At 30.9% G+C, this 12046-nt stretch carries 11 protein-coding genes; 10 read left to right on the top strand and 1 reads right to left on the bottom strand.

Annotation, left to right across the window (positions count from 1 at the left end; all coding sequences use genetic code 11):
• Positions 1-7 precede the first annotated feature (7 nt).
• Positions 8-2437 carry a YhdP family protein gene (locus QML81_RS08560; protein ID WP_281951015.1) on the bottom strand — a complete coding sequence of 810 codons (2430 nt, stop codon included), beginning with the start codon at positions 2435-2437 and terminating at the stop codon, positions 8-10.
• Between the two features lie 7 nt (positions 2438-2444).
• Here QML81_RS08560 and mltG point away from each other — a divergent pair, with 7 nt between their 5' ends.
• The 10 genes from mltG to QML81_RS08510 all read left to right on the top strand — a co-directional run bounded on the left by mltG (position 2445) and on the right by QML81_RS08510 (position 12036).
• Positions 2445-3443, top strand: coding sequence for an endolytic transglycosylase MltG (gene mltG / locus QML81_RS08555; RefSeq protein WP_425596325.1), 999 nt, complete (start codon positions 2445-2447; stop codon positions 3441-3443).
• Between the two features lie 106 nt (positions 3444-3549).
• Complete coding sequence (locus tag QML81_RS08550) at positions 3550-5760, top strand: NADP-dependent isocitrate dehydrogenase (RefSeq protein ID WP_281951013.1); 2211 nt, start codon at positions 3550-3552, stop codon at positions 5758-5760.
• Positions 5761-5811: 51 nt separating this feature from the next.
• Positions 5812-6768 (top strand): malate dehydrogenase, encoded by a 957-nt coding sequence (gene mdh / locus QML81_RS08545; RefSeq protein WP_281951012.1) that lies wholly within the window; start codon positions 5812-5814, stop codon positions 6766-6768.
• Positions 6769-7629, top strand: coding sequence for a fumarate hydratase (locus QML81_RS08540; RefSeq protein ID WP_281951011.1), 861 nt, complete (start codon positions 6769-6771; stop codon positions 7627-7629).
• A gap of 9 nt (positions 7630-7638) precedes the next feature.
• On the top strand, positions 7639-8193 hold the full coding sequence (locus QML81_RS08535) for a Fe-S-containing hydro-lyase (RefSeq protein WP_281951010.1): 555 nt from the start codon (positions 7639-7641) through the stop codon (positions 8191-8193).
• Positions 8194-8204: 11 nt separating this feature from the next.
• Complete coding sequence (gene sucC / locus QML81_RS08530) at positions 8205-9377, top strand: ADP-forming succinate--CoA ligase subunit beta (RefSeq protein WP_281951009.1); 1173 nt, start codon at positions 8205-8207, stop codon at positions 9375-9377.
• On the top strand, positions 9377-10249 hold the full coding sequence (gene sucD, locus QML81_RS08525; RefSeq protein ID WP_281951008.1) for a succinate--CoA ligase subunit alpha: 873 nt from the start codon (positions 9377-9379) through the stop codon (positions 10247-10249). Before sucC ends, sucD begins: the two co-directional genes overlap by 1 nt.
• Positions 10246-10530 carry a heavy-metal-associated domain-containing protein gene (locus QML81_RS08520; RefSeq protein WP_281951007.1) on the top strand — a complete coding sequence of 95 codons (285 nt, stop codon included), beginning with the start codon at positions 10246-10248 and terminating at the stop codon, positions 10528-10530. The genes sucD and QML81_RS08520 overlap by 4 nt, the downstream gene beginning before the upstream one ends.
• Before the next feature lie 9 nt (positions 10531-10539).
• On the top strand, positions 10540-10878 hold the full coding sequence (locus QML81_RS08515; protein WP_281951006.1) for a 4Fe-4S dicluster domain-containing protein: 339 nt from the start codon (positions 10540-10542) through the stop codon (positions 10876-10878).
• 9 nt (positions 10879-10887) lie between these two features.
• On the top strand, positions 10888-12036 hold the full coding sequence (locus tag QML81_RS08510) for a 2-oxoglutarate synthase subunit alpha (RefSeq protein ID WP_281951005.1): 1149 nt from the start codon (positions 10888-10890) through the stop codon (positions 12034-12036).
• The last annotated feature ends 10 nt before the right edge of the window (positions 12037-12046 follow it).

Raw genomic sequence — 12046 nt, 5'->3', positions numbered from 1 at the left:
ATAATTGCTATTTAAAAATTTTAAAAGGTAGTTGTAGTGTTCTTTTGATAATATTTATAGGAGCTTTTATTGTCTCTTCAGGCAATTTTGTTGAAATTTTGGGCTTAATTAAGTCTCCTTCCAATTTTAAAACAGTTGATATTTTTCCTTCTTTGCCTAAAATAATATATCCAGCTATAGGTATCTTTTTAATAATATCTGTTACCTTTTTTAAAGTCTGTAATTTCAATATCATATTTATTGTGTTTTCTTTTAAATTTATAATTCCAACTCCTTCAATATTTACACTTTTTCCATTAAATTTTAGATCATCTATATATAACATATCTTTTTTTAGTCTAAATTTTATTTCTCCTTTTTTAATTTTTAAACCTTTAGTACTATAACCTGGATCAGAAAATGTGACAAGTGCGGGAATTGTATTTAAAAATGCCATTATATTATTTATTAATGCAAGATCTTTTAATGTAGCATTGTAAAATTTTACTTTTCCACTTAAATTATTTAGGTTGCCTTTAGCTTCTAAATTATAAACTCCACCTATTATTCCATAAATATTTAGAAATGTTTTTACAAATTCATCATTAAGTTTTTTAGCTGATATCGAAAAATAATCAATATTTCCATATGCTTTTATTAAACTTTTTTTATATATATTTTCAAATTCAAATCTTTTTTCAAAATTTTTAAAAGTAAACCTATTAGATAAAATTTTATGATTATCAATGATGATATTACTATTTTTTCCAAAAATGAAAAATCTGCTTGAGTCTTTTTTATCTGTTTTTAGAATATTTTTATTAAGATAAATATCATAAGAATATATATAAATTTTTGGAATTTGAGAGTATAGAAACTTTATCTTATCATTTATAACAATTTTTGTATTATTTTTTTCTATTTTTCCTTTAATTTTAAAAAAAGTTACAGATTTTCCTTTTTTGTCAAATAATATTTTATTTGGTTTTTCTAACTCTCCATCAATCAAAAAAGAGTTAAAATCTTTTGTTTTTATATTTAATTTGCCTTTTTTAATATCTGCTTTTTTTAAAATAGGTGAATAATTTTTTATTTTTGAAAGATCTTTTAATACTATTTCAAAAGATTTATCCTTATAGATTTTAATTACACTGTTTAAATTTTCAAAAGATAGTTGTGTGAAATTATCTTGTTTAAAATCCAAATAGAGTTTTTCATTTAAATTTTGTGCTTTTATCAGTTCAAAACTATTGAATTTTTGATAAATATTTAAATTTGTAAGTATTAATTTTGCTTCTTTTTTATCGAAGAAAATTTTACCTTTAGCATTTGCAGAAACTATATTGCTAATTGCTAATTGAGAATCTATTATTGAAAGAGTCGAGTTTTTCAGTTTTAAGTGAGCATTTTTTATAATAAGATCAAAATCCGAAATGTTTAATACTGAATTTTGTGTATAAAAATCCCCACTTACATCGACATTAAAATTTTTGAAATCAACATTAATTTTTACAATCGCTCTTGTCTCTCCACTTTTTTGATATAGTGGAAGATTGATATTATATGCCAATAAAAGAGATTTTATTTCATTATCAATCTTTGTTTTTGTTTTTATAATAATATCAATATATGATTTTCCATATATTAGATTTTTGATAACTACAAAACTACCTGATAAATCTATGTTTTCATATTTTGGCGTGTGAAGTTTAAAATATAAAGAATCATTTTTAAAAACTACATCTATTTTTTTACATTTTACCTTTTTTGCTTTTTTGTTAAATTCAATTTGTGCATTGTATGCAGTAGCTAAACCTTCTATTTTTTTTGGATCATATATTTTTTTGGAATTTAGATCTATCTCTCCTTTTAAAAATTTTAAAATATATCTTTTTGCAACAATTTTTTTATAAATCCAATCAGAAATATCTTTATTTAAGTGAAATCTATCTGTAATTTTTTTTAGATTTTCATTTTTAAAATATCTGCTTTTTACTAAAAAATCAATCTTGTCATTTTTGTATTTTATATATATATCTCCTTTTATATTGTCAATATCATATTTGCCTCTATAGCTTACAAAGCCCGTTCTTAAATCAAAAATTGCATTGCCAGTAGTATTGAAATTAAAATTTTTATGTAAAAAATTTGGAATATAAGCATAAATTTTATGGTCTTTTAATTTTAGTTTTGCGGCTAATTGATAACTATCGGTATCAATAAAATATATGTCATCAGTGTATAGAAAAGTAACATGATAATTTAAAAAATCGATTTTTTGTACATTGATATTTTGAAATAGAAGTGGTAGATATTTGAAACTTCTTATATAGTTTTCAATATCTTTTTTTCTATTTTTTCTTTTTTCTCTTTCTATTTTTATATTTTCTATATTTAAAATAAGTTTTTTATCAAGTTTTAGGTACAATCCTTTTATATATATTTTTGGTAGATACAAGTTGGAAATTTCAATACCATTTTTGAGAAAAAAATATGTTAAAAAGAGTAATAGGAGAGCAGCAATAAAAAAACTTGTTAAAACCTTTGCAATTTTAGAACTAATTTTTATAATCATATTAATACTTTCATTCTATCTAGCTCAGCCTATAAAATCGACAAAAGTAGTCTATATTCCAAAAGGAAGTATAAATAAGATTATATCATACCTTAAAAGAAAAAACTTTAGTTTGACAAATCTAGATACTATTTTCTTAAGATTTATCGGTTCGCCTCAATCTGGATGGATTGATATTAAAAAAGAGAATTTAAGTAGAGGAGATTTTTTATATAAACTTACAAAAGCGAAAGCTGCAATGGTAAATATTACTTTAATCCCTGGAGAGACTACTGAAATATTTTTAGATCAAGTTGCAAAAAAATTAAAATTAAATAATATTAAATTAAAAAAAATATATTCTAAAATTTCTCCCTATCCTGAAGGAGTATTGATTCCAGATAGTTATAATATTCCTATTGGTATTGATGAGAAACATTTCATTTATTATATGGTAAGAATTTCTTTGGAAAGACACAAAAATTTGTCAATTAAATTTTTTGGAAATTATAACCAGAAAAAATGGTTTGAAAAATATATTACAATTGCATCTATAATAGAAAAAGAGGCCGCAAATAAAGATGAAATGCCATTAATAAGTGCTGTAATATATAATAGATTAAAAATAGGTATGCCTCTTCAGATGGATGGGACTTTAAATTATGGAAAATATTCGCATATAAAAGTTACACCAAAAAGAATAAAAAATGATAATAGTTCTTTTAATACATACAAAAATAGAGGCCTTCCTCCTTATCCAGTATGTACAGTAAGTTTAGATGCAATTAAAGCTGCAATTTTTCCCGCAAAAGTTTCTTATCTCTACTTTGTAAAAAATAAAAATAAAAAACATCTCTTTTCTTCTACATATAAAAAACATTTGATGAATATAAAAGCTGTGAAGAAATGAAACAAAATTAATAACTCTCATTTTATAAACTAATAATTGATAAAAATTAAATATACAAATTGTTACTATTAGAACAGTTAATCTTTATAAAATTAAAGGAGAAAATATGGCAAAAATAGTTTGGACAAAAATTGATGAAGCTCCGGCTTTGGCAACTTATTCACTACTTCCTATCGTAAAAGCTTTTACAAAAGATAGTGGTGTAGATATTGAATTAAGAGATATATCTTTAGCTGGAAGAGTTATTGCGGAATTTAGCGATAGACTTCCAGAAGATAAAAAACAAGCAGATGAACTTGCTTATCTTGGAGAGCTTGTTTTAAAACCAGAAGCAAATATCATTAAACTTCCTAATATTTCTGCTTCTATCCCACAGCTTGTAGCAACTATTAAAGAGTTACAATCTCAAGGATATGATATTCCTGATTTTCCAGAGGAGCCAAAAACGGCTGAAGAGGTTGAACTAAGAAATAGATTTGCAAAACTTCTTGGATCTGCAGTGAATCCTGTTCTTAGACAAGGAAACTCTGATAGACGCCTTAGTAATGCAGTAAAAGAGTATGCAAAAAAGTTTCCACATAAAATGAGACCAGTAAGTAATGAAAGTAAAAGTTATGTTGCACATATGGATAAAAATGATTTTTATCAAAATGAGCAATCTTTTATCAGTGATAAAGATCAGACAGTAAAACTTGTATTTGAAGGAAAAGATGGAAAAACTGAAGTTCTAAAAGAGGTAGAAGTTAAAAAAGGTGAAGTATTTAGTGCAGCTTCATTAAATAGAAAAACATTAAGAGAGTTTTATGAATGTGTTATCAATGATGCAAAAGAAAAAGATATTCTTTTTTCACTACATGTTAAAGCAACAATGATGAAAATATCTGACCCAGTACTTTTTGGTGATGCAATTAGAGTATATTTTAAAGAGCTTTTTGATGAATTTGGAAAAGAGCTTGAAGAGATTGGGTTTGAGCCAAATAACGGTCTTGTAGATTTAGAAAATAAACTCTCAAAACTTCCTGATGGCGTACAGAAAGATATAAAAGATAAAATTCAAGAGATTCTTAAGAAAAATGCACGAATGTATATGGTAGATAGTGATGCAGGAATTACAAATCTTCATGCACCAAATGATGTGATTATTGATGCTTCAATTCCAGCAGTTATTAAAAACGGTCTTCAAGGATGGGGACCAGATGGAGAGACTGCTGATACTGTTATAACTGTTCCAGATAGAACATATGCAAGAATGTATAAAGAAATTGTATCAGACATCGTTAAAAATGGTCAGTTTGATCCTGCAAAAGTAGGTACTGTACAAAATGTAGGCCTTATGGCAAAAAAAGCAGAAGAGTATGGAAGCCATGATAAAACATTCTTTCCACCTGAAGATGGATATATTAAAACAATTGGTGAAGATGGCAATACTTTAATGTGCCATGAAGTAGAAGAGGGTGATATATGGAGAGCATACAGTGCTAAAGATGAAGCAGTGGTAGACTGGGCTAAACTAGCTGTTAGAAGAGCAAAAGAGAGCGGTTATCCTATAGTATTCTGGCTTGATAGCAATAGAGCACATGATGCAAACCTAATCAAAAAAGTTGTAAGCGTTCTTAAAGATGAAGATTTAAGTGGTGTAGAGTTTCATATTATGGCACCAGAAAAAGCGATGCGTTATACATTAAGAAGATTTAGAGCAGGTGAAGGAACAATTTCTGTTACTGGTAACGTTTTAAGAGACTATTTAACAGACCTTTTTCCAATTATTGAAGTTGGAACAAGTGCAAGAACACTTTCTATCGTTCCACTTTTGGCTGGTGGTGGTGTATTTGAAACAGGAGCTGGTGGAAGTGCACCAAAACATGTTGAGCAATTTTTAAAAGAGAGTCATTTAAGATGGGATAGTTTAGGTGAATTTATGGCTTTAGTTGAATCACTCAAACTTGCTGTTAAACAAGGAGCAAGTGAAAAAACTACAATCATTGCGGATGCTCTTGATAAAGCTGTTGGAAAGTATCTTGATTTAGACAAAACTCCAAAAAGAAAAGTTGGAGAGCTTGATAATAGAGGAAGTCATTACTATCTTGCAACATTTTGGGCAGAGGAACTTGCAAAATGTGGCGATAGTGAATTAGAGTCAAAATTTGCTCCTATAGCTGAAAAACTAAAAGCAAATGAAGAAGCAATTTTAAATGAAATAAAAGCTACAGAAGGAAAAGCTGCTGATATTGGCGGATATTATCATCCAGATGATGAAAAAGCAGAAGCTGCAATGAGACCAAGTAAAATTTTTAATGAAATTATAGATAATATATAAAATTGAGTAGGAATTTTTTTAAATTCCTACTCTAATCTAAAAGGAGTGCTAATGGCAAAAAGTTCAAAAGTATCTATCGTTGGCGCAGGTGGTAATGTTGGAAGTATTGTTGCTTATTCAATTGCAATGCAAGGACTTGCGCATGAAGTTATTTTAGTTGATAGAGATAAAGATAGAGCAGAAGGTAAAGCGCTTGATATGAACCAAGCTGCTGCAGCTTTAAGAACACACTCAATTGTTAGAGCAGCAAAAGATTATAGTGATATTGAAGGAAGTAAAGTTGTTGTTATAACTGCTGGATTTCCAAGAAAACCTGGGATGAGTAGAGATGATTTGCTATTTGCAAATGCTGATATTGTAAGTGAAGTTGTTGAAAATATTGTAAAACATGCTCCTGATTCTATTATAATTGTAGTAACAAATCCTCTTGATACGATGACTTATGTTGCTCTTAAAAAAAGTGGTTTTCCAAAAAATAGAGTTATTGGAATGGCTGGGATATTAGATGGTGCAAGAATGACCCATTTTATTTATGAAAAGCTTGGATTTGGTGCTGGTCAAATAAGGGCTACTGTTATAGGAGGACATGGAGATTATATGGTTCCACTTCCAAGATATTCAACTGTCGCAGGCATTCCAATAACTGATCTTTTAACTCCAATGGAGCTTGAAGAAGTTGTTGAACTTACTAAAAAAGGTGGTGCACAAATTGTTCAGCTAATGGGAACTAGTGCATATTTTGCTCCAGGGAAAGCTACAGCAATAATGGTTGAAGCTATATTGAAAGATTCTAAAAAGATTTATCCTTGTTCAACTATGTTAGAAGGTGAATATGGAGTTAATGGTATTCCAAATGGAGTTCCAGTAACTTTGGGTTCTAACGGTGTTGAAGAGATAATAGAATTACAACTTACTCCAAGAGAAAAAAAAGAGTTTCAAAGAAGTGTAGATTCAGTTAAAGAGCTTATAGATGTTCTTGAAAATCAAAACTATTTTGGAGATAAATAGATGAGAGTTATTAAATATGAAACAATAGTAAACTCTATTAAAGATATGATTATATATTCTACAACTCATTTGAGCGAAGATATGTTAGAGGCTTTAAAAAAAGCATATGAAGAGGAAAAGAGTGAAGTAAGTAGAGCTGTACTCGCACAACTTCTTGAAAATGCTGAAATTGCTGCAAGAGATTCTAAACCACTTTGCCAAGATACAGGATTAGCAATATATTTTGTTAAAGTTGGAGAAGATGTAAAAATTGAAGGGGGAAGCCTAAAACAAGCTATTTATGAAGGAACACAGAAAGGTTATAAAGAAGGTTTTTTAAGAGCATCAACATGTGATTGTTTCACAAGAGAAAATCTAAAAGATAAAATCGGTTACAATCTACCTCCAGTAATATATTTTGATATTGTTCCAGGTGATAAAATAGAGATAGAATATGCTGCAAAAGGTGGTGGAAGTGAAAATGTAAGTCGAGCAACAGTTTTAGCACCTGCACAAGGAAAAGAGGGAATTAAAGAGTTTGTAAAAAAAGTTATTAGTGATGCTGGCCCAAATCCTTGTCCTCCTCTTGTTGTTGGAGTTGGAATTGGTGGAAGTTTTGATCTTGCAGCAGTTATGAGTAAACATGCTCTTTTTAGAAGCATTGGTACCAAAAACCCTGATCCTGAACTTCAAAATTTTGAAGAAGAGTTAAAAAATGAACTTAATAAACTTGGAATTGGTGCAATGGGAATGGGAGGAACAGAAACTGTTCTTGCAGTACATATAGAGATGTATGAAGGCAGAATGTGCCATATTGCCTCACTTCCAGTTTCAGTAAATGTACAGTGTCATAGTTCAAGACATTCTCATATAACAATATAAGGGATAAAAATGGCTGAATATAGATTGAAAACTCCATTAACTGATGAAGATGTAGAAAAACTGAAAGCTGGTGATATTGTTTATTTATCTGGAACTATCTATACTGCAAGGGATGCTGCTCATAAAAGACTTGTAGATCTTATCTTAAATGGTGAAGAGCTTCCTTTTGATTTAAAAGGAGCAGTTATTTATTTTGTTGGGCCTACACCTCCAAAACCAGGTGAACCAATAGGTAGTGCAGGTCCTACAACAAGTTATAGAATGGATAGTTATTCACCAATACTAATTGAACATGGTCTTAAAGGAATGATAGGAAAAGGTAAAAGAAGCCAAGAAGTTAAAGAGGCTTGCAAAAAATATAAAGCTGTCTATTTTGGTGCTACAGGAGGTGCTGGAGCACTTTTGAGTGAGAGGATAAAAAGTGCTGAGATTATTGCTTATCCTGAGCTTGGCCCTGAGGCTATTAGAAAATTAGAAGTTGAAGATTTCCCTGTTGTTGTAGTAAATGATATATATGGCAATGATTTATATGAAGAAGGTAGAAAACTTTGGGAACAAAAATAAAGGAGTGATTTATGAATATTCATGAGTATCAAGCAAAAGAGATTTTTAGAGAGTATGGAGTTCCAGTTCCTAGAGGAGGAGTGGCTTTTACTGGACCGGAAGCAAGAGAAGAAGCAGCAAAATTAGGTGGTGATCTTTGGGTTGTAAAAGCACAAATTCATGCAGGAGGAAGAGGAAAAGCTGGTGGAGTTAAACTAGCAAGAAGTTTAGATGAAGTAGAAAAGCTTGCTGAAGAGATGATAGGAATGACTCTTGTTACACATCAAACTGGGCCTGAAGGAAAAAAAGTAGAAAAAGTATATATTGAAGAAGGTGCAGATATACAAAAAGAGTATTATCTTGGAATGGTACTTGATAGAAGCAGTGAAATGCCTGTTATGATGGCTTCAACTGAAGGTGGTATGGAGATAGAAGAAGTTGCTGCTAAAACTCCAGAAAAAATAATAAAAGTTGCAATAGATCCAACAATTGGATTTCAAGGTTTTCATGGAAGAAAACTTGCATTTGGACTTGGACTTTCAAAAGAAGAGATAAGACCATTTATTAAATTTGCTGAGGCTCTATATAATGTTTATATGGATAAAGATGCAAATTTAATTGAGATAAATCCTTTAATTAAAACTGGAAGTGGTGAATTTTTAGCTCTTGATGCAAAAATGGGATTTGATGACAATGCTCTATATAAACATCCAGATATTCACGAAATGAGAGATTTAAGTGAAGAAGATCCAGTTGAGCTTGAAGCTGCAAAATATGGCCTTAGTTATGTAAACTTGGATGGAAATGTTGGATGTATGGTAAATGGTGCAGGTCTTGCTATGGCAACTATGGATATTATAAAACATGAAGGTGGTGAGCCTGCAAACTTTTTAGATGTTGGAGGTGGTGCAAATCCTGAAACTGTTGCTAAAGGATTCGAACTTATATTACAAGACCCAAATGTAAAAAGCATATTTGTAAATATTTTTGGTGGAATTGTTAGATGCGATAGAATAGCAAATGGTATCTTACAAGCTACTCAAGAAGTTGAAGTAAATGTTCCAGTAATTGTTAGACTTGATGGTACAAATGCTGATATAGCTGCAGATATTCTTAAAAATGCCGGAATAAAAAATATTATTGCTGCTACTGATTTAGAAGATGGTGCAAAAAAAGCTGTTGCAGCTGCAAAAGGAGAGTTGTAATGAGTATTTTAGTAAATAAAGATACAAAAGTTATAGTTCAAGGATTTACAGGAAAAGAGGGTACATTTCATAGTGAACAATGTATTGAGTATGGTACAAAAATAGTTGGTGGTGTAACTCCTGGAAAAGGTGGACAAACACATCTTGATAGACCTGTTTTTAATACAGTAAAAGAAGCAGTTGATGCAACTGGTGCTACAGTTAGTATGATCTTTGTTCCACCAGCCTTTACAGCTGATGCTGTTATGGAAGCTGCTGATGCTGGAATTGAACTTGCAGTTATAATAACTGAAGGTGCACCGGTTAAAGATATGATGTACGCAAAAATGTATGCAACTAAAAAAGGTATGATGACAATAGGCCCAAACTGTCCTGGAATTATTACTGCTGAAGAGTGTAAAATAGGAATTATGCCAGGATTTATTTTCAAAAAAGGACCAGTTGGACTTATTTCAAAATCTGGGACTTTAACTTATGAAGCAAGTAATCAGGTAGTAAAAGAAGGATTTGGTATTACTACTGCTGTTGGTATTGGAGGGGACCCAATTATTGGTTTAAGTTATAAGCAACTTCTTCCAATGTTTGAAGCTGATCCTGAAACTGAAGCTATTGTTATGATTGGAGAGATTGGTGGAACACTTGAAATTGAAGCAGCAGAATTCATTAAAGAAAATATTACAAAACCTGTAGTTGCTTTTATTGCAGGGCAGACTGCCCCAAAAGGAAAAAGAATGGGACATGCTGGTGCAATTATTAGTGGTGGTCAAGGAACTGCTCAAGAAAAAATGGACGCATTAGCAGCAGCTGGTGTATATGTTGTTAAGTCTCCAGCAGATATTGGAAAAACTGTTGCAAAAGCTTTAAAGAAATGAAAAAAAGCTTTGAAACTTTAAATATAAAATGCGAAGGTTGTGCAAATAGTATCAAAAAAGCACTATCTTCATATTTTGATTTTATAGAAATTGATTTATCAAAAGAGCCACGAATCGTTACAGTTGATATTAAAAATCAAGATGATGAAGAGAAATTAAAAACAATTTTAAGAGGACTTGGCTATCCTCTTATAAATGATAGATTAACTAAAACTCAAGAGATAGGTTTAAAAACAAAAAGTTTTATCTCTTGTGCTGTAGGAAAATTTACATTAGATTAAGGAGTTGATATGGCATTATTGAAAGCTCCGGAAAATACTCCGGTTTGGGTTGAAGAAAATAGATGTAAAGCGTGTGATTTATGTGTAGCTTATTGTCCAGCTGGTGTTTTGGCTATGGTTCCTGAACCAAAAACAATTCTTGGTGCAATGGTAAAGGTTGTTTATCCTGATAGCTGTATTGGGTGCCAAGATTGTGAGCTTGAGTGTCCAGATTTTGCAATTATGGTTGCAGATAGAAAAGAGTATAAATTTTCAAAATTATCAGCAGAAGCAAAAGAAAGAGCTGAAGCTATTAAGAAAAATCATTTCATGGCTAGAGAAGAAGATCTAGCAGTTTTAAATGCATAAGGAGAGATAATGGCAAGAGAAGTGATATCAAGTGGTAATGAGCTAGCAGCTAAAGCTGCAATTGATGCAGGATGTAGATTTTTTGGTGGATATCCTATTACACCTTCTAGTGAAGTAGCTCATGAAATGAGTGTTTTACTTCCAAGAGTTGGTGGAAAATTTATTCAGATGGAAGATGAAATTGGTGGTATTTGTGTTGCTTTAGGGGCTAGCATGAGTGGTGTAAAATCAATGACAAATACTTCAGGCCCTGGAATAAGTCTAAAAGCTGAACAAATTGGTCTTGGTTTTATTGCTGAAGTACCTTTGGTAATTACAAATGTAATGAGAGGAGGACCATCTACTGGACTTCCAACAAGAGTTCAGCAAGGTGATATTAATCAGGCGAAATCACCAACACACGGTGATTATAAATCTGTAACTTTTTGTCCTGGAAATTTAAGTGAGTGTTATACAGAGGTAGTTAGAGCTTTTAATGTAGCTGAAGAGTTGATGACTCCAGTTTTTGTATTACTTGATGAAACAATTGGACATATGGTTGGAAAAGCAGTTCTTCCTGATTTGGAAGAGGTGGAAAAAAATATAGTAAATAGAGCCCAGCCTGATCCAAGTATTCCTAAAAATGAGTTTTTACCTTATGATGTTCCACAAGATAAACCAGCTGTTCTTCCAAAGTTTTTCCAAGGTTATCATTATCATATTACTGGTCTTCATCATGGGCCTACGGGATTCCCAACTGAAGATGCTGTGATTTGTCAAAACTTAATTGAAAGACTTCATAATAAGATAAATGTAAGAAGAAAAGATCTTCTTGATAGTTGGGAAGAGTATAAGCTTGATGATGCTGAATATATGATTTTCTGTTATGGTTCAGTAAGTCTTGCAGCAAGAGAAGCTGTTGATAGATTAAGAAATGAGGGCAAAAAAATAGGTATGTTTAGACCTATTACTTTATGGCCAAGTCCAGAAGAGAAGATTGCTGAACTAGGAAAAAGGTTTCCAGCAGAAAAGATTTTGATGCCAGAACTGAATATGGGACAATATATAGATGAAGTAGAAAGAGTAATGAAACAAAGACCAGTTGCTTTAAATAAAGCAAATGGTAGACCAATCTCTCCAGCAGAGATGATTGAAAAATTAAAAGAGATGGGAATATAAGGAGTTAATA

Origin of the sequence: Nitrosophilus kaiyonis, assembly GCF_027943725.1 — a bacterium.
GTDB classification, from domain to species: domain Bacteria; phylum Campylobacterota; class Campylobacteria; order Campylobacterales; family Nitratiruptoraceae; genus Nitrosophilus_A; species Nitrosophilus_A kaiyonis.
Note: the sequence above shows the minus strand (reverse complement) of the source record. Positions and strands in the feature narration are given on the sequence as shown.

Excerpts from the sequence above, each read along its gene's own strand:
- QML81_RS08550 (WP_281951013.1), top strand. The coding sequence starts at position 3,550 with ATGGCAAAAATAGTTTGGACAAAAATTGATGAAGCTCCGGCTTTGGCA.
- mdh (WP_281951012.1), top strand. The coding sequence starts at position 5,812 with ATGGCAAAAAGTTCAAAAGTATCTATCGTTGGCGCAGGTGGTAATGTT.
- QML81_RS08540 (WP_281951011.1), top strand. The coding sequence starts at position 6,769 with ATGAGAGTTATTAAATATGAAACAATAGTAAACTCTATTAAAGATATG.
- QML81_RS08535 (WP_281951010.1), top strand. The coding sequence starts at position 7,639 with ATGGCTGAATATAGATTGAAAACTCCATTAACTGATGAAGATGTAGAA.
- sucC (WP_281951009.1), top strand. The coding sequence starts at position 8,205 with ATGAATATTCATGAGTATCAAGCAAAAGAGATTTTTAGAGAGTATGGA.
- sucD (WP_281951008.1), top strand. The coding sequence starts at position 9,377 with ATGAGTATTTTAGTAAATAAAGATACAAAAGTTATAGTTCAAGGATTT.
- QML81_RS08520 (WP_281951007.1), top strand. The coding sequence starts at position 10,246 with ATGAAAAAAAGCTTTGAAACTTTAAATATAAAATGCGAAGGTTGTGCA.
- QML81_RS08515 (WP_281951006.1), top strand. The coding sequence starts at position 10,540 with ATGGCATTATTGAAAGCTCCGGAAAATACTCCGGTTTGGGTTGAAGAA.
- QML81_RS08510 (WP_281951005.1), top strand. The coding sequence starts at position 10,888 with ATGGCAAGAGAAGTGATATCAAGTGGTAATGAGCTAGCAGCTAAAGCT.